Source organism: Ruficoccus sp. ZRK36 (assembly GCF_019603315.1).
In the GTDB taxonomy this organism is placed as follows: Bacteria; Verrucomicrobiota; Verrucomicrobiia; order Opitutales; family Cerasicoccaceae; genus Ruficoccus.
Map to the genome: position 1 here is coordinate 387,501 of NZ_CP080649.1, position 16,963 is coordinate 404,463.

General features: G+C 61.9%; 17 protein-coding genes (1 of these 17 running past the window's edge). 6 read left to right on the top strand and 11 right to left on the bottom strand.

Going from position 1 to position 16,963, the window contains the following annotated elements:
- Both K0V07_RS01630 and K0V07_RS01635 read left to right on the top strand, forming a co-directional pair.
- A protein-coding gene (locus K0V07_RS01630) for a potassium channel family protein (RefSeq protein WP_220622786.1) crosses the window boundary here: on the top strand, window positions 1-554 show its 3' portion. The gene continues 211 nt to the left of window position 1, outside the view; the window shows 554 of its 765 coding nt (coding positions 212-765); the start codon falls outside the window, past its left edge; the stop codon is at window positions 552-554.
- Complete coding sequence (locus tag K0V07_RS01635; protein ID WP_220622787.1) at window positions 551-1,867, top strand: MFS transporter; 1,317 nt, start codon at window positions 551-553, stop codon at window positions 1,865-1,867. Before K0V07_RS01630 ends, K0V07_RS01635 begins: the two co-directional genes overlap by 4 nt.
- Before the next feature lie 28 nt (window positions 1,868-1,895).
- Here the strand turns inward: K0V07_RS01635 and K0V07_RS01640 are convergent, their stop codons facing one another.
- From K0V07_RS01640 to K0V07_RS01690, 11 genes are all read right to left on the bottom strand, one after another.
- Window positions 1,896-2,753 carry a GNAT family N-acetyltransferase gene (locus K0V07_RS01640; RefSeq protein WP_220622788.1) on the bottom strand — a complete coding sequence of 286 codons (858 nt, stop codon included), beginning with the start codon at window positions 2,751-2,753 and terminating at the stop codon, window positions 1,896-1,898.
- A 65-nt stretch (window positions 2,754-2,818) separates the two neighbouring features.
- Complete coding sequence (locus tag K0V07_RS01645; RefSeq protein WP_220622789.1) at window positions 2,819-4,300, bottom strand: PLP-dependent transferase; 1,482 nt, start codon at window positions 4,298-4,300, stop codon at window positions 2,819-2,821.
- Window positions 4,301-4,486: 186 nt separating this feature from the next.
- The gene (locus tag K0V07_RS01650; RefSeq protein WP_220622790.1) at window positions 4,487-6,205 is read right to left on the bottom strand and encodes a right-handed parallel beta-helix repeat-containing protein; all 1,719 of its coding nucleotides are present in this window, start codon (window positions 6,203-6,205) and stop codon (window positions 4,487-4,489) included.
- A gap of 77 nt (window positions 6,206-6,282) precedes the next feature.
- Complete coding sequence (locus K0V07_RS01655; RefSeq protein WP_220622791.1) at window positions 6,283-7,545, bottom strand: diaminopimelate decarboxylase; 1,263 nt, start codon at window positions 7,543-7,545, stop codon at window positions 6,283-6,285.
- A 108-nt stretch (window positions 7,546-7,653) separates the two neighbouring features.
- Window positions 7,654-9,873 (bottom strand): HAD-IIIC family phosphatase, encoded by a 2,220-nt coding sequence (locus K0V07_RS01660; RefSeq protein ID WP_220622792.1) that lies wholly within the window; start codon window positions 9,871-9,873, stop codon window positions 7,654-7,656.
- 17 nt (window positions 9,874-9,890) lie between these two features.
- Window positions 9,891-10,115 carry an acyl carrier protein gene (locus K0V07_RS01665; RefSeq protein ID WP_220622793.1) on the bottom strand — a complete coding sequence of 75 codons (225 nt, stop codon included), beginning with the start codon at window positions 10,113-10,115 and terminating at the stop codon, window positions 9,891-9,893.
- 128 nt (window positions 10,116-10,243) lie between these two features.
- Complete coding sequence (locus K0V07_RS01670; RefSeq protein WP_220622794.1) at window positions 10,244-10,717, bottom strand: VOC family protein; 474 nt, start codon at window positions 10,715-10,717, stop codon at window positions 10,244-10,246.
- 5 nt (window positions 10,718-10,722) lie between these two features.
- Complete coding sequence (locus K0V07_RS01675) at window positions 10,723-11,799, bottom strand: ketoacyl-ACP synthase III (RefSeq protein WP_220622795.1); 1,077 nt, start codon at window positions 11,797-11,799, stop codon at window positions 10,723-10,725.
- A 4-nt stretch (window positions 11,800-11,803) separates the two neighbouring features.
- Window positions 11,804-12,466, bottom strand: coding sequence for an acetyltransferase (locus K0V07_RS01680; RefSeq protein WP_220622796.1), 663 nt, complete (start codon window positions 12,464-12,466; stop codon window positions 11,804-11,806).
- Entirely contained in the window at window positions 12,463-13,200 is a 738-nt protein-coding gene (locus K0V07_RS01685; protein WP_220622797.1) for an SDR family oxidoreductase, read from the bottom strand. The genes K0V07_RS01680 and K0V07_RS01685 overlap by 4 nt, the downstream gene beginning before the upstream one ends.
- 7 nt (window positions 13,201-13,207) lie before the next feature.
- On the bottom strand, window positions 13,208-13,438 hold the full coding sequence (locus K0V07_RS01690) for an acyl carrier protein (protein WP_220622798.1): 231 nt from the start codon (window positions 13,436-13,438) through the stop codon (window positions 13,208-13,210).
- 246 nt (window positions 13,439-13,684) lie between these two features.
- On the opposite strand from K0V07_RS01690, the gene K0V07_RS01695 reads away from it, so the two are divergent.
- The 4 genes from K0V07_RS01695 (at window position 13,685) to K0V07_RS01710 (ending at window position 16,836) form a co-directional block, all read left to right on the top strand.
- Window positions 13,685-14,170 carry a cupin domain-containing protein gene (locus tag K0V07_RS01695; RefSeq protein WP_220622799.1) on the top strand — a complete coding sequence of 162 codons (486 nt, stop codon included), beginning with the start codon at window positions 13,685-13,687 and terminating at the stop codon, window positions 14,168-14,170.
- Window positions 14,171-14,239: 69 nt separating this feature from the next.
- Window positions 14,240-14,485 carry a FeoA family protein gene (locus K0V07_RS01700; RefSeq protein ID WP_220622800.1) on the top strand — a complete coding sequence of 82 codons (246 nt, stop codon included), beginning with the start codon at window positions 14,240-14,242 and terminating at the stop codon, window positions 14,483-14,485.
- Between the two features lie 6 nt (window positions 14,486-14,491).
- The gene (gene feoB, locus K0V07_RS01705; protein WP_220622801.1) at window positions 14,492-16,606 is read left to right on the top strand and encodes a ferrous iron transport protein B; all 2,115 of its coding nucleotides are present in this window, start codon (window positions 14,492-14,494) and stop codon (window positions 16,604-16,606) included.
- A 47-nt stretch (window positions 16,607-16,653) separates the two neighbouring features.
- Window positions 16,654-16,836, top strand: a complete 183-nt coding sequence (locus K0V07_RS01710; RefSeq protein ID WP_220622802.1) for a hypothetical protein — start codon at window positions 16,654-16,656, stop codon at window positions 16,834-16,836.
- The last annotated feature ends 127 nt before the right edge of the window (window positions 16,837-16,963 follow it).

Sequence of the window (16,963 nt, forward strand, 5' to 3'; positions counted from 1 at the left end):
TGACCGCGCTACTGGCCGTCCCGGCCTTTGGCATGAACGTCCTCAACTCGCTCGCCGAAACCGATCGCTATGCCTACTTCGCCGTGCCGATGGCCTTCGCCTTCTACACGCTGGTCAACATCAAGATCCTCCGCAGCGTCGTCACGGCAAAGGAAGTTAACTGGGACATCCTCTGCGGCGCGATCAGCGTGTACCTGCTACTGGGGATGAACTGGACGCTGATCTATACCTTTATAGATATGTTCGATGCCAACGCCTTCAGCATCCATAGCTCACTCGCTCCCGAGGAAAGCGTGATCGGCAACCGCGACTATTTCTTTTTCAGCTTCGTCACACTAACCACCCTCGGCTACGGCGACATCGTCCCACTGACCGTGCCCGCCCGTGTCTTTGCCGTCCTGGAGGCGATCACCGGGCAGCTCTACATCGCCGTCATCATCGGTAAGATCATTTCTGTCTCGCCCCTACGCAATGTCATGCCCGCCCCCATGGAGCGGCATAACAAATTCCATAAGACCGACGAGCACACCAACACCCCGACCGACGCCTCATGAAACGACTCCCTAAAGGTGCGCTGTCCTGGGCGCTCTACGACTGGGCCAATACCGGCTACGCTATGATCGGCCTGGCGCTGATCTTTCCGCGCCTTTATAAAACGTACTGGGGCAGCGGCCTGAGCGACGCCGACCAGACGTTCTGGTTTACGCTGACGGTCGGCGTGGCCAGCTTCTGCGTCTTCGTACTCGCCCCCATTCTGGGAAGTGTGGCCGAGCTGGGCGGCATCCGTAAAAAGCTCCTCCTGCGCTTTGCCACGGTCGGGATGGTGGCCTGCGCCGGGATGTACCTGATCGGCGAGGGCGACTATGTGCTGGCAACCCTTGTGTATCTAGTGGGCACGGTCTGCTTTTACAGCGGAAATATTTTCTTCGACTCGATGCTGGACCGCGTTTCCACCGTCGAGAACCGGCACACGATCAGCGGACTGGGTTTCTCCTTCGGATACGCGGCGGGCTTTGCCATCCTCCTGATGATTTTCGGGGTGACGACTTTTTATGAAAAGCTCGGCTTTTCAAATGTCGGCGATGCGAGTCGCTTCCTGTTTGTGCTGGCTGCCCTGTGGTGGGCGGTCTTCACCCTGCCGCTTGCCCTGTGCTTTCATGAGGAGCGCAAACACAACCCGCACAACCTCAAGCGGACGGCCGCCCTCGGACTGAAGGAGGCCTGGGCGACGCTCAAGGACATCATCCGCAACCGGAACATCCTCTGGTTTCTGATCGCCTATCAGTGCTACATCGACGGGGTGAACACCATCATCACCACCGCTGCCAACTACGGCAGCACCATCGGGTTTACCCAGAACCAGATCTACGCCGCCTTTTTCCTCGTGCAGATCGCAGGCGTGCCCTGCGCCCTTCTCTTTGGGGTGCTCGGCCAGAGGATAGGGCCGCGAAAGATGATCTTTGTCGCTATCCTGATCTATCTCGGGGTGAGCTTTTTCGGGGCATTTATCGACACCACGCCGATGGTCATCTTCGGGTTCAGTGTTTCGGAAATCTACATCCTGGCGGTGTTGATCGGGATGTGCCAGGGCGGCATCCAGGCACTGAGCCGCAGCTACTTCCTGAGCCTTGTCCCCCCGGACAAGGCGGTGGCGTACTTCGGGTTCTACTCCATGATCGGTAAAAGCGCGGCCATCCTTGGGCCGATGCTAATGGCGCTTTCGGCCCTGATTTTCAACAACCCGGAGCATCCGGTCCTGAGCACCCGCATCGGCATGGGCATGATTTCGATCCTGTTTTTCCTCGGAGCGGGCTTCCTCGCCATTGCCGGGCGCCGGTCAAAAGCTGCGGCATCCCAGCCTCTCTGATACCCGACCAGCAAGGGCTTTGAAAAGATCAGCCCAGCTCGAACGTCGTGACGCCGTAGATATTCTCCCAGGGCAGTGCCGGAGCCTCACCGAGGTACATGCGCGCACACCCGAAGACCTCCTTCAGGCCGTGACGCTCAGCCAGGGCGAGCGCGGCGGGATTGTTCTCAGGCGTATCGAGATAGACCGGGTACCCGCTGGCCCTGTCCGCCAATGCACGGTAAAGGTCATCCGCAATCTCTGAGGTCTCGGCAAAGAGCGGCCCGATCTTATAGCCCTCCCGGCACGGACGCACTACGCCGTACCCCGTGAGCCTCCCCTCACTCACCGCACCGAGAGCCAGACCGCCCGCGGGCTTGATCCAGCGCTCAAGAAATCTGCGGCGGGAAAACCCGAAGTGCCGAAAATCGCAGGCTTCCACCTCGCTGAAGGGCACGCGCGACAGTTCGCTCAAATATCCGGCGGGCGTCGCCGCTTGCCCAATCCCGGCCATGCGCAGATTTCGGTGCGAAAAGACAAAACCGTAGCGGGCATACGCCTCCTGAGCCGCGAAAACTCCGTCGATCCCGACCGGTGCCGACGGCTTCAGGCGCTTTCTGGCACTCTCCAGCAGAGCGCCACCCAGATGGGGAAAACCAATGCCCTCGTGACGCCGCCCCGGCTCGACGATAAAGAAACCGACAAAGCCGTAGTCACCGTCGTAGGAGACCATCGAGCCACACCCGACCATGCGACCATCGGCTTCGGCGGCGAGAAAGCCCTCAGGATCTGTCTCCCAGAACACATCGGCATCCCGCAGACCGGGGTTCCAGCCCTCACGGGCTGCCCACTCCACAGCAGTCTCGAGCTCGTCGCGGAGCATGGGCCGTACCGTCAGCTTATCCATGCCGGGAATCTAGCCCCGGTCTCCACCGACGGCAAGGCCCTTGGCGAATCAAAAAAGCAGACGACTTACAGTCCCAGAGCCTCGATAATTTCCTCGACCGGCTCAGTCCCGACGGACAGGCGGATCAGCTCGGGGTTCAGACCGCGAGCCTGCAGGTGACTGCGCCCCTCGGGCGTACTGACCAGATCGTAATGGGCCAGATACAGGAAGGGGCACATCATGGTGTAGCTGGTGCCAAAGCTCGGCCCCTTAACTACGCGCGCATGGTCATAAAAGTCCGCCAGAGGCCCGCTGAGATCAAAGGTCAGGATCGCACCGACTGAGGTATCGCTGCGGGCGATACGGCGGAAGTTCGCCGCCGATTTCCCCTCCAGCGGGGTAAAGAGCTTGGCCACTGCCGCCGAGCGGGAAAGGTGCTCAGCCAGAGCGAGGGCGTTGGCGTTGACTTGCGCAGCCACAGCAGGCATGTCCCCGATCTGCACGGCCAGCCGCGCGACGTCACCGGCATAGGGGGTCTCACACTCGACCGCTGCGCAGGCGCTCAACTCGTCATAAAAAGGGGACTCGGGGTTCAGGGCGAGCACGCCACTCATGACATCGCCCTCATGCGCGGCATACTTGGTCAGGCTCGTCACCAGCATGTCTGTATGCGGCAGCAGGTCGACATTGACCAGTCCGGCCAGACTCGGATCGTAGATGCGGATCACCCCGTGCTTTTCACAGAGCTCACCCAGCCGATCCACATCGAGCGTGTGCACAAGCGGATTCGTCGGCAGCTCGGTCACGACTCCCGCCAACCGGTCCCCGTGCTCGGCAAAAATTTTCTCAATCGCCGCCCCGTCAAAAACATCCGTCTGCACGATGACGTCCTCGTCCGGCCCGAGAAATTTCTCCAAGATCTTCATCGTGTCCAGGTAGAGCCAGCCGAGCTGGAGGTAGAGCCTGCGGCCACGCGGGGCCTGCACCTTTCGGGCTGCCTTGAGCGCCGCGTAAAAGGCGTTCATGCCGCTGCTGCACAGGTGCAGAGAAGGCGTGGGCAGATACTCCTGTAGTGTGGTGAGAACGGTTTCCTGAGCCCCGGCATCCTGGCGTACTTCAGGCTGAATCTTGTCGAGCAGACCTTCCTGCCGCAAGTACGCCTCGGACTGACGGGAGGAAATACTCGTCCCGGTGTGCTGGAGAAAGGCCTTGGCGGCATCGCAAGCGACGGGCGTATCCGGGAAGTGGATCAGGACAAAATCACCCTCCGGCACGATGGCAAACTCTGGCAGCTTCATCCAGGTGGCCATCTCGCGGGCAGACTGCTCGGAGGCGACCGCATAGACCGCTCGCCCGGCCAGCCCATGCTTTTTCGCCCCCTGTGCCGCGGCCTGCAGCACATAGTCGTGGAAGACAAAACGCGGGTACGCGAACTTGACCTCGGCCAGTGTCTCGGGGCGTTTTTCCTCGTAGCCCATGACGTCGCGCATCGTGGGCAGGCTCACGCAGACGGCGTGAACGCTGTCGGGGACGGGCTTACCGAGGGGATGGTGGGTCAGGTTGGACACGGGCTGGGAAGGGTTTTGGAAACGCAGACAGCGGAAACTCGTTCCGCCGCCGTATAGTTAGTTTATCTATGCAAGATAGTATAGAATAGAGAAACAGCGTAGGAAAAAGCCAGCCCGATGCGAGCCACAGCAGCACTTTTTTATCCGAAATACAGAGGCGGAAGCGGATAGATGTTGCCCGCACTTTTACTTTTTATCGGTAAAGCCCGAGTCCTTTTCAGGCGCGGACGGCAAAGTCTCGAAAGGATCGGGCACAGTCGGCCCGTGCGCGTCGCTGGTATTTGCCTGCGGCAGATAGGACTCGCGCGCCGCCGCCATTTCACCCTCGGCCAATTCGCGCACGGGCCACGTCTTCTGCTGATACCAGATACTCTCGCCCAGCGGAATAAACTCGAAGCTGGCCGGGTCGTTAAACATCGGGTCGCCCCAGGCCGAGTCCAGGTCCTGCCCACTCACCGCCTGCCAACCGGCGAAGTCGAGCGACGGCCGCCCCCGGTCGCCTGCCTTATCCGGGATAATATCCGCAAAAATAAACGGCTCATCCGAACCCCAGTAAAGATTACCCGAAATCTCCCCCAGCACGCCGAGATCGTCGATAGCCAGCAGCGGTATGTCCGCCTGTGTCGCGGATACGATGCAGTGCTTGAACGACAGCTTCGCCCCATCCATCGCCGCCAGTTGAGCTACATATACACCGGATTCCCGACCACCGTTTCCTGTAAAGATCGACCACATCGCAGTGCAGTCCGAGCCCATCGCCATAAGCCCGCCCGAGGAGTTAGCGGCGACGATAGTTTCCTTTAGAGTGACGTTCTTATCGTGGTAAAAAACCGCGCCAAGCCGGTTGTTGAGCAGCTTGCTGCTGCGCAGGCTCACCGTATCGGCATAGTACGCGCCCAGCCCGGCCCCCAGATTATCCGCTGCCTGAAAATTGCGCAGACTGAGTTCCTTGACCGACTGGCACTGCATGCCAAAGGCGTCAGCAGACATCATGTCCACGCCCGTGCGATAGCCATTGTTCGAAGTGGCCCCGCCGATCACGTCCATCGCGGCGACGTTGGCGGCTTTGATGCCCTCCTTGCCGTTGCGCAGGGCGTCGGCGTTGATGAGCTTCAGCTCGGTAATGTCCTCAAAACGATAGCCCGAAATGTGCTGATGTTCGCTGGTGGCGTGCTCGACACGCACCCGGCGGCAATCTTTCACAAGCACGCCAATCCCGCCGCCTTGCCGCAGGTACAGCCCGGAAAGCGTAACCGTATCCAAATCTCGAATACGCAAAATGCCGCCCGGAACTTCCGTCGCCACCTCGACCAGCCCGTCGGCCACCGTGGCATTCTCAGGCTGAATCATCTGCACCTGGTAACCTTCGAAGGGAGAGCCCTCTTGCACGACCCGGAACTGGCCCTGCCGCAGCCTGCGGTCCGCACGCACTTGCTCAACCCGCACGCTCTGCACGTACAGGCCGACCACACGTTCGCCCGCAGGGAAATCCATCTGAAAATAACCGCTGTCACCGACCTCCCAGCCGTCCACTACCCGACTGCCGCAGAGGATGGCGCGTCCCGGCTCCTCCGCCTCGATACTGATCGGTGCATACTCGTTTCCGGGCAACCCCTGCAATGAAAACTCCCCACGGTACATCCCCGGCCCAACGAGCACGCGCACGCTTTTTCCGGACTCGGCCTCCTGCACGGCACGGTCCAGCGCTGGCTGGAGCGCCGCATAATCCGCCTCAGCCTTTTCGAGGGACACGGTCAGCGTCAGCTCATAGTCCTCCGGCCACGGCTCGGGCGGCTGAGCCGCGTGCGCAAACGCCGCACACAGCATGGTCAGACTGACCAGCAGGAGCGCATGTTTAGCCAGGCGGCACACGCGCCGTGAGAAACGGTGAGAAAAGCAGGACACAGCCCTACCCTACAACACATCCGAGCCACGAATCACGCCCAAAGCAACGGTACTCACAAAAGGGCCGCCGAACGCGCCTACTCGTCCACTTCGTTTTGGAATATCTGGTCGAGCGTCTGGCGTTGGCGGATGAGCCGCACGGTGCCCTTGAGCCCGACAAGCACCTCCGGCGCTTCAGGGAAAGAGTTGTAGTTCTTCGCCGTCATAGCTGCGCAATATGCGCCCGCCCCCTCGACCACGCAGAGGTCGCCGGGCAGTGTCTCGGGCAGTGTGCGGGGCTGGAGAGCCTCCGGATCGTCGCTGCCCGTGGTCAGGATGTCCCCCGACTCGCAGCAGTGGCCGACCACGAGATAGTCCTGCTCAGGGCCAGCGGCACGCTCCTGCGCCGGGACGATGACGATCGGATGCTGCGCCGCGTAGAGCGAGGGCCGCAGGATCTCCGTCATCCCGGAGTCGAGCTTGAGGAAGTTCATGCCGTCGGGGCCGCCGGTGCGGACCACGTCGCGGACCGTCGCCAGCAGTGCCCCGGCATTAGCCATCAGGAACGTGCCGGGCTCGATCTCGAGCTTGAGCTTGCGGCCGGTTTCCTCCGCCAGCTTTTCAAACGCGGCCTTCACCGGTGCGCCGATCACCTGGAGGTCGGTAGCCTTTTCGGTCGCCATGCGGGCCACCTTGTAGCCGCCCCCGAGGTTGAGGGTCACGACATCGGGGAAACGCTTGACCGTCTCCAGGCTCATCAGCGCTACGCGCTCCCATACCTCCGGGTCGCTGCCCGACCCGATGTGCGTGTGGATGCGGATCACGCTCAGCCCGTACTTGGCGATGATCTTCTCGGCCTCGCCCAGCCACTCGTGCCAGATCCCGAAGCTCGAATTCGGGCCGCCGACGTTGGTCTTACCGGTACCACCGGAGCCGAGACCGGGGTTCACGCGCAGGCCACAGCGGCAGCCGGGGAAGAGCTGCCCGAAGCGCTCGAGCTGAGCCAGTGAGCAGGCGTTGAAGCGGATGCCGTGCTTGTAGAGCGGCGCAAAGTCTTCCGGGAACTCCTGCGTGCTGAGCGAAATGTGCTCGGCGGGGATGCCCGCGTGCAGCGCGCGGCGCACCTCGAAGCCGCTGGAGGCATCGATGTGCAGCCCGAGCCGGTGGAAGACACGCAGGATAGCAGCGTTCGGGGAGGCCTTCATGGCGAAGCGCACCGTCAGCCCAAAGGCATTCGGAAAGGCCAGCGCAGCCTCGGCATGGCGCTTGAGCGATGCCTCATCGTACACGTAAACGGGAGTGCCGTAGTCTGCCGCAATCTGGCGGGCGAGCTCCGGCGTCAAAAACTTCAGGGTCTCCATGACTACCCCGGAAAATGAACCACCCGCCGAAAAAACGAAAGCACAATCGGGAGGCGTAACTGCACAGGACGTTGATGGGACTCTACCAGGACAGAGTCCGAGGAATCATCAGCTTGCAGTAACCACCTCAAAAAGGCCGTCTGGCACGGTGGGGAGTTCCTGTTTCTGAACCTCGAAGACAAAATGCCGAGGGGCTCCGGCCCGGATCTGCTCAGCGGGATCGAGTCGGGCGGCAAACCCGTAGCGGAAATAAAAATCCGCCACCATGGCGTTTTTCTCCGTCGGGATATAGAGGCCGGTCACGCGGGTGACGCCGTTGTCCCGGGCGGCCCGCAAAAGCGTCGCCGCCATGTAGTCCGCAAGCCCGCGACCAATCACGCGGCAGCTCATTAAAAACGTATCGACCTCCCATACCTTCTCACCCCCCAGCGTGGCCACGACCACACCGACCAGGCCGCTGTCCCCGTAGGCATCCTTGAGCGAAAAAGCCTGCGTCCACGCCGTGGATGAGGACGCGAAACGCTCCAGCACCTCCATCGAGTGGCGACGCGTGGTCAGGTTAAACTGGTTGGTCTTGCCCACGAGCTGGGCGACGCGGGCGAGGTTATTTTCGTTAAACGGCCCGTGCGAGACGCGCATGCGCAGCTGGCGCAGAAAGGCGTTCACATCCGTGGCCGTGGAGGCGAGCTCACGGCGCGTGGCCTCGGCCCGGTAGGCGGCAGCGCGGGTGCGGTCCTCACCCGAAAGGCTAAGCGCCTCAAACCACCGCCCGCGATCAAGGATCTCGACGTAGCGCGCGGGGTCACTCCCCAGCTCCGGCACGGCGACCTCGGGCAACTCACGGCGCACGCGGGCGCGCTCCACCGGGCTATCATCGACAAAGACAAAACTCTCCAGCCCGAGGTTCAGCTCCTCAGCGATGCGGCGCAGGTTGGCGGGCTTATCCTCCCAGTTGGCGACAAAGGCCGCAAAATCGTCCAGCCCGAGCACCATGCCCTCGTGCTGCTCAAAAGGCAGGAGCGCGTCAGCCTCGTTGTTTTTCGAGCAGACGGCCAGCAGCACGCCGCGCTCCTTCAGCTCGCGGGCGTAGTACTGGAGCATGACAAAGGCTTCTCCATCGGCATGCGGCGGTCCCACACGAATGCCCGCCAGCCCGTCCTCCCCGATCACACCACCCCAGAGGGTATTGTCCAGATCGAGCACGAGCACTTTTTTGGCAGCACCCATTGCGGCCCTGATAAGGGACTGGCAAGCATCGGCGAGCGGCGGCAGCGCGGCCATCGCCGGATGCTGCTTGTGCATCAGCCACTGGCGCGCATCGCTCCACTTACCGGGCGCGGCAGCGGCAAGCGCCTCCAGATCCATCAGCGTGACGCCCGCCGGAGCTTCACGGCGGAGGGCTTCGTTTAACCCACGCAGGCGACGGATGCGCCCGGCTGGGTCGCTCGCACTGAGCGCACCGCCAGACTCGGGCACGGGCAGATCAAAGGCGAACTGCAACACCGTGCAGGGGCATCGCTCCAGCAGGAGGCTCCAGAGATTTTTAAAATCATCCACCAACTGCGCATCAGCCTCTACGGGCGCTTCCCCCTCTCCGGCAAAAGCCGGTAGCGCAGCATCCCGCCCATGCGTGGCGATCACCGTCACGTTGGGCTTAAACGCATACAGCCCCGAGTCGGGATCGAGTATCTCCTGCCGCCACGCGCCGTAGGGGCCTTCGTAGACCGTGGGTGCGAAACCATCCCGCACTGCTACCATGCGCAGGCAGGCTGCAAAAAACGTCGTCGTGGACGAGCCAACAACCGCGACCTTTAGAGGCTGACCCGGGGCCGGGTGTTTACGGGAGAGCCTTTGATAAAAACGATCTGCGCGGGTCCAGAAATCCACATCAGGTATGCCTAGGCGTAAGGCTTGCCGCAGAGACACATAGGCAGCATCCGGCTGCACCAAACGCCCCTGCACCCGAGCCAGCGCCAGCAGCGCCTCACCGGGCAGCCCGTAGCCGTCGGCCCCGGTAATCACTTCCCACACGGGGAGCGCAAGTGCGTCCTCGCCCAGATGCTCGCGGATGCAGGCCGTCAACCACAGCCCCATGGGCGTGGGGGCAGACTCCTTGGCCTGCTCGTCCAGCCAGGCGCGGTAAACCTCGTCCCCGCCGACATCGAGCGCATCAAAAAGCGCCTCGACCAACGGCAGGTCCACCGTCTCTCTCTCCGCGACAACCGGCCAGAGCGCCTTAAACGAGTCCGTCCCCGGCGCGGCACGCAGCAACGCGGTAAGCGCATCGGCATCGAGCTGGCGCAGGGCGGTTTCGGAGAGGTTTAACATGACGAGCGGTTTCTCTATTATAATAGACGCAGGATGTCGGCCACGGACTTAATCTCTGCGACCTCGGCCATCTCCAGCTCCACCCCAAACTCCTGCTCCACGGCCAGAACGATCTGGACCATGGCGACCGAGTCCCACTCGGGATGGTCTGCGGTGGAGTAGTCCTCCGTGAGCCGCAAGGCGGGCTCGTCGAGAACTTCACGAAAAATGCGCTGCAGGCGCGTCAGCTGGGCCGAAGACATGAAAGATGGAGTCAGAGGTGAACCGGGAATTGTTCCCTTCTATTAATAGAACCGTCCGCCACCGGGCAATGCCGGAAATGCAGGGCACCTGCACTAGAGCGCTTTCGGTTTAGCGCATCGCGGCGGCGCTACCGACGCCCGCCATCCGCAAGCGATGCCAGCGAGAGATCTCCCTCGCCTGCCTCGACCAGCTCGATGAGCAGACGGCGCTCATCCATAAACCACGCGATTTTGCGTCCGGAGAAGGCCGCCGCCGCGACAGGGGACGCCAGCGGAAACATCCCACCGGCCCGCAGGTGCGCACAGGCCGCCTCGATGTCGGCCACCTCGTAGCAGAGGTGGTGCAGGCCACCGCCTTTGGACAGGGCGTTGCTGAGTTTGCTCTTTTCCGAGGCGGGGCTGATCAGCTCCAGCCAGCTATCGGCTCCCGGCAGGCGCAGGAACTGGACGTGCGCGGTCTGCACCGGGTCCTCGATCACCGGGGACTCGATCCGGTAGCCCAGCAGCCCGGTGTAGCTGCTCGCGGCCTTCTCAATATCAGCCACCAGGTAGCCGGTATGGTGCAGGGTAAAGACAGGCGTGTCCATGGCCGGGGCGCTCATCGCTTTCAATCCTCGGGAGAATAGTCCACCGGCGCCGCCGAGCAATCAGCGAGGGAGTCCGGCAGGCGAATCAGCGCAGCCCCCCAGGACAGCCCGACCCCAAAGGCCGCCACTGCAATGAGGGTGCCGGGCTTGAGGCGGCCACTGCGCCAGGCTTCAGCCAGCGCCATCGGCGAGGACGCACCGCTCATATTGCCGACCTTCTCCATAAAGAAAAACTGCTGCTCCGGCCCGATACCCGCTTTCTTATAGATAAGGTCGAGCATCATCCGGTTGGCCTGGTGAAGGACGAGCAGGTCCAGCTCAGCGGGAGCGATTTGCCATTTCTCAAAGGCGCGCTTGAGGGCAGCCGGCACCTCGCGAATGGAAAACTGGAAAACGGCCGGGCCGTTCATATGCAGGTGCTCATCCGTCGTGACCGAGCCGGAGGTGTCCACGATTTCCCGCGAAGTCTCCGCCGTGCGCGGTCGACGCGCACCGGAAGCAGGGACCACCAGATGCTCGGCACCTGAGCCATCCGAGCCCAGCTCAAATCCGAGCAGCCCGTCCTCCCCGGTGGTCGGCTCCAGCAGGGCAGCCACGGCACCATCGCCGTGCAGCGGGACTAGCCCGCGATCCTGCGGGTGGATGATATGCGTCAGGGTATCGGCATTGATCAGGAGCACGCGCCCCTTTACTGTACCGGAGGCGATCAGGCCATTGGCCACGCTCAGGGCATAGGGAAAGGCCGAACACCCCAGGCCGATGTCGAAAGCACCACAAGTTTTCGGCAGGCCGAGACGACCGTGCAGCACGCAGGCCGAAGCCGGGAGCTGGTAATCCCCGGTCTGGCTGGCAAATATAATCATCTCGATGGTGTCCGGCTCGATAGCGTGGGCGGCCATCAGGCGTCGCGCCGCACACTCGGCCAGGTCAACGGAGGTCACATCCGGCTCGGCGATGCGGCGCTCGGTGATGCCGGAGAGCTTGGCAATGTCCGCGACCTGCTTCTCACCAAAGCGGGCCGCCAGCTCCTCCTGCCCCAAGACACGGGGAGGCAGGCAGTATTGCATCGCAGTGATGGTGGCACGGGGAGTGGTCATAGGATTAACCTCGCATAAAGGGTTTGGCCGGGACGCCGAGGACACGACTGTCGGCAGGCAGATGAGTAACCACCGCTGAGGCCGCCCCGATATTGGAACCAGCGCCGACCCTGCGGCCCGGAACGACTGTGGCGTGTGATCCCATAAAGACCCGCTCCCCCAGCTCAGCAAAACCGGTGATACCGCTGTAGGGGCTCAGCGTGGAGTAGTCGCCGATGCTGGCATCGTGGCCACAGCTGGCATAACAATTAAGAAAAACAAAATCCCCGACCTTGGCATCTGGAGCCACCAGAGAATACGGACCCAGCACCACTCCCTCGCCGACAGCAGCATTGTGCCCCACCATGGCAGTCGGGTGGGCCAGAGTCAGAAAGCGTGCGCCCCGCTCTTTCAGGACGGGACAAACCTTCGCCTTGATCGCGGGCGAGCCGATCGCGCAGACCAGCAGCTGGTGATCCGCAGGCTCATAGTCGGCGATGCTCCCGATAATGCCGCCCGGATAGTCATATCCGTCGAGCGCGTGGGGGTCGTCGTCCAGAAAGCCCTTGGGGCGGCAGGTCGCGGCAAAGTGCGCGTCCACCCGGCGCTTGTGCTCCAGATAGTCCCAGACTTCACGGCCCATGCCGCCAGCCCCGACGATCAATACATCTGTTTTTGAGTTACTCATGTCAGGGTATAGCCGCCGTCCACGACGATGTTCTGCCCGGTGATCCAGGAAGCGCCCTCGCCGAGTAAAAAGAGGACCGTCGCGGCGACTTGCTCAGGCGTCCCCTGCCCGAGCGGATAAAGAGATTCATTACGGGCCAGGACGTCGGCCGACAACTGGGCGGCATTAGCCTCAGTCATGGCGGTCTTGACCTGGCCGGGGGAGACGACATTAGCGCGGATACGCTGGCGGGCCAGCTCCAGCGCCAGCACACGCACACTGGAGACAAGCGCCCCCTTCGAGCCTGCGTACAGGGCATTACCCACGGTGGCCACATCCGCCGCAATCGACCCCAGGTAAACCAACGAGGCCCCGGCGGAAAGTTTCTTGGCCTTCAGCAGAGCGGTGGTCAGCAGGCAGGGAGCGCGGTGGTTGACGGCAAACGTTTCCTCCCACCCGGCATCATCGAGGAACTTGGCGGGCTTGATCCGGTGCAGGCCAGCGGCAAAGACCACCCCGTCGAGAGTGGGCACCGCATCGGCCAGAGAACGGCGCGCGTCAGCCTCGGTCAAGTCTCCGGCGAAGACCGTATGCCCCTCCCCCGGAAGCCCGGAGAGCGTCTGCTCCAGACGTGCCTGATCGCGGCCATTGAGCACCAGCGCCGCTCCCGCAGCGGCGGCGGCCTGCGCACAGGCCAAACCGAGGCCCGATGAGGCTCCGCAGATCAACAGGTGCTTTTGAGCGAGATCGGCCACGAGGAGGTTATTGTTTGGCTGCCACGGCTTCACTGAGCTTACCGAGCGTACCGGCAGCCAGAAGTTCGTCGCCGGGGATTTCTACGCCGTACTCACCATCGATCATGGCCAGAATGCTCAGGAACGCCAGGGAGTCCCACAGCTCAAGCTCACGGAAACGGGTTTCAGCGGTGAGCTGGGCGGCGTCCAGACCGTCAATGGCATCCGCGAAGTTCTGGATAAAGGCTTGGGTGTCCATAGTCTTAGAGATCAAATAGATAGCGGTATTTTAGGGGATAGCGCCTTATACCTTTTAAAGGAAACGAAAAAACGCCATACTTCAAGCACCGATCTGGGTGCTGACGCCACGGGCATATCAGGCCTCGCAAAAGCATTGCTTTGCGCAACAATAAGCCTCTCTTAAAGACGCAGCGGGCGACGCGTAAAGAGACTCAGTATCGAATGACTGGCACACCCCCTGCAATACACGGAGTCATAATTAAAGATGAACGCCGAGGACATCATCCGCACACTTGAGCTCGAACCGCTCCCCGACGAGGGCGGCTATTTCCGGCGTATTCATACTCACCCCGAGACGCTGCCCGGCAGCGATCGCCCACTTTCGACCTGCATCTATTATCTCATTACGCCCGAGACCTGCTCGCTCATGCACCGGATCGATGCGCTGGAAACTTACCATTTCCACGGGGGCGACCCGGTCGAGATGCTGCAGCTCCACCCGGACGGCTCTGGTGAAACCGTACGGCTCGGCTCCTCCCCCACAAACGGAGAGCGCCCCTTTGCCGCAGTCCCGCCCCATTCCTGGCAGGGCAGCCGTCTGGCCGAAGCTCCGCGCCAAGGCTACGCGCTATTTAGCGTGACCGTCACACCGGGGTTTGTATGGGAGGGCTTCGAGATGGGGCAACGAAGTGCTCTGATCCAGCAATGGCCTGCCTTTGCAGAGGATATCAATACTCTTACTTTAAATTAGGAAAACTAATCGTAGACACTTACGACTAAAATTTTGTTGAAATTAAGTCTCAATCGCCACAAGATACCAATGAACACCATGGCAAGCACCTGCATACTCTCAGAGATGAAGCCCGGAGAAGGCGGCATTCTCGACTCTTTCAATGCCCGCAACGGCACACTGCTGCGGCTGCACGAACTGGGGCTGACGCCAGGGCAAAACCTGAAGGTCGTCCGCATCTCCCCGCTGGGAGACCCTATCGAGATTAAACTGCCAGGTTTTCACCTTTGCCTGCGCAAAACAGAAGCGAGCGCCATCGAGGTTCGCCGCGCCTGAGGTCCTATGCCAACTGCTACCGTCCAGCCTGCCGCTGCCACCAAGACCGCGGCCGCGGAGAAAGTCTTCGTCGTCGTCGGTAATCCGAACTCCGGCAAGACCACGCTCTTTAACGGCCTGACCGGCCTGCGCCAGAAAGTCGGGAACTATCCGGGCGTGACCGTCGAGCGCAAGGAAGGCCTGTGCTACTCGCAGCATGGCAAGCCCATCCGCCTGATCGACCTGCCCGGAGCCTACACGATCACCGCGCACTCACCGGACGAAGCGATTACGCAGGACATTCTGATGGGCCGCCGCACGGACACCCCGCGCCCGAGCGGCATCATCTGCGTGGCCGATGCCACCAATCTGGAGCGCCACCTTTTTCTGACGACCCAGCTGCTTGAGCTGGGCCTGCCCGTCATTCTCGTCCTCAACATGATTGACGACGCCGACGCGGCCGGAGTTACCATCGACGCCAAAGTCCTTGAGGACGCCCTCGGCGTGACCGTCATCAAGACGCAGGCCCGTACCGGCAAGGGCCTGACCGAGCTGCGCCTGGCCATGAGCCGGGATAACCTCCCGCTGCCCAAGTGGCGCTTTGCCCTGCCGGAAGATTTTCAGGCGGCTCTGGACGAAACCGCCTCCCATCTCTGTCAAGCCTGCGACATGTCGCAGGCACAGGCCCGCGCCGAGGCCTGGCTCATGCTGACCGAGTCCACACCGGAGGAGCTTCACCGCAACGTCCTGGAGCTGCCCGCCGCCGCCCGCCAGTTCGCCGCAGAGCGTACAGCCCGTCTTTCAAAATCCGATCCGACCTGGAAGGAAAAACTCGTCGGTGAGCGCTATGTGCAGCTCGGCAAGATCGTCCAGGAGACGATTAAGCGCGGTCCTGAAAAGACCCCCACCCTGACTGACCGTATCGATGCGGTGCTTCTGCACCCGGTCGGTGGCTGGTTCTTCCTCGGCCTGATCATGGCCACGATTTTCTATACGATCTTCACCCTCTCCAGCATCCCCATGGACTGGATCGACGGGGCCTTTGGCTGGCTCGGGGGTGTCGTCCAGGAGCACATGCCCGCGGGCACCCTGCGCGACCTGATCGTAGACGGTATGATCGCCGGTGTGGGCGGCGTGGTGATCTTCCTGCCGCAGATTTTGATCCTGTTTTTCTTCGTAGCCCTGCTGGAAGGCACCGGCTACATGGCCCGAGCGGCCTTCCTGCTGGACCGAGTCATGCACAAGGTCGGGCTGCACGGTCAGTCCTTCATTCCGCTGCTGAGCGCCTACGCCTGCGCCATCCCCGGCATCATGGCCGCGCGCACGATCGACTCGCGCAAGGACCGGCTCGTGACCATCCTCGTCACCCCGTGGATGAGCTGTTCGGCCCGCCTGCCCGTTTACTTCCTGATGATCGCCGCGCTCGCCCCTGGAGCCCCATGGATCAAGACCGCGCTGATGTTCTTCGTCTATGCGCTCGGAACGGTGTCGGCCTTTGTCTTCGCCTGGATCTTCAAAAAGACCCTGATGCGTGGCGAGAGTCCGACCCTGATCATGGAAATGCCGCCCTACCGCCTGCCCACCACCCGCAGCGTGGTGATGGACATGCTGGAGCGCTCCAAGCTCTTCCTGCGCAAGGCCGGTACGATCATCCTCGGGGTCTCCATCCTGCTGTGGTTCTTCGTGTCGTACCCGAAAAACAGCGAGGGCGAAACCGAGATCGCGCAGAGCTACGCCGGCCAGGTCGGCCACATGCTCACTCCGGTCACCGATCCGCTCGGCTACGACTGGAAGATCAATATCGGCCTGCTGGCTTCCTTCGCCGCACGTGAAGTCTTCGTCAGCACGATGGCCATCATCTACAAGGTCGACGACGAGGATCCCGAAGAGGGCGGCCCGCTCGCCCAGGTGCTTCAGAACGAAAAGCGCGCAGACGGGGCCGCGGTCTTCACACCGTTAACCTGCCTCAGCCTGATGGTCTTCTACGTCTTTTCCCTCCAGTGTTTGAGTACGCTGGCGGTGGTCAAACGAGAGACCAACTCGTGGCGATGGGCGCTGTTCCAGCTCGGATACATGACAGCCGTCGCCTATATCGCCTCCCTAGTCGTCTATCAGGGCGGCCACCTGCTGGGCTTCAGCTAATTACCATACGACGCCTCCCGCGCACACATCTCTAAACGGACACCGACATGGACATCCTAGGCACGCATCTGGACACACAGGAACTCATCGCCCTGGGCATCGTGGGGGTGACGCTGATCATCTTCTGCTTCCTGGCGGTCCGCAAGCTCCGCTCCAAAGGCTGCTGCAGCTCGGACTGCGGCTGCCCGACGGTCAAGAAGGGCAAACTCGTCCCCAAGAAAAAGAGCTAGGTGCGTGACCGCACGGGACACTGATGGGGCTCTGCCCCATCGCTCACTGCGTTCACTGCCCCGGGAATAGATAACTCTGTTACTTGCAGAGTTTAGGGCACTTCGCTTTAGCGGAGGCATCACAGGT

Bases quoted from the DNA above. Each gene is read 5' to 3' on its own strand.
- K0V07_RS01635 (WP_220622787.1), top strand. From the start codon at position 551: ATGAAACGACTCCCTAAAGGTGCGCTGTCCTGGGCGCTCTACGACTGG.
- K0V07_RS01640 (WP_220622788.1), bottom strand. From the start codon at position 2,753: ATGGATAAGCTGACGGTACGGCCCATGCTCCGCGACGAGCTCGAGACT.
- K0V07_RS01655 (WP_220622791.1), bottom strand. From the start codon at position 7,545: ATGGAGACCCTGAAGTTTTTGACGCCGGAGCTCGCCCGCCAGATTGCG.
- K0V07_RS01660 (WP_220622792.1), bottom strand. From the start codon at position 9,873: ATGTTAAACCTCTCCGAAACCGCCCTGCGCCAGCTCGATGCCGATGCG.
- K0V07_RS01665 (WP_220622793.1), bottom strand. From the start codon at position 10,115: ATGTCTTCGGCCCAGCTGACGCGCCTGCAGCGCATTTTTCGTGAAGTT.
- K0V07_RS01670 (WP_220622794.1), bottom strand. From the start codon at position 10,717: ATGAGCGCCCCGGCCATGGACACGCCTGTCTTTACCCTGCACCATACC.
- K0V07_RS01675 (WP_220622795.1), bottom strand. From the start codon at position 11,799: ATGACCACTCCCCGTGCCACCATCACTGCGATGCAATACTGCCTGCCT.
- K0V07_RS01680 (WP_220622796.1), bottom strand. From the start codon at position 12,466: ATGAGTAACTCAAAAACAGATGTATTGATCGTCGGGGCTGGCGGCATG.
- K0V07_RS01690 (WP_220622798.1), bottom strand. From the start codon at position 13,438: ATGGACACCCAAGCCTTTATCCAGAACTTCGCGGATGCCATTGACGGT.
- K0V07_RS01695 (WP_220622799.1), top strand. From the start codon at position 13,685: ATGAACGCCGAGGACATCATCCGCACACTTGAGCTCGAACCGCTCCCC.
- K0V07_RS01700 (WP_220622800.1), top strand. From the start codon at position 14,240: ATGAACACCATGGCAAGCACCTGCATACTCTCAGAGATGAAGCCCGGA.
- feoB (WP_220622801.1), top strand. From the start codon at position 14,492: ATGCCAACTGCTACCGTCCAGCCTGCCGCTGCCACCAAGACCGCGGCC.
- K0V07_RS01710 (WP_220622802.1), top strand. From the start codon at position 16,654: ATGGACATCCTAGGCACGCATCTGGACACACAGGAACTCATCGCCCTG.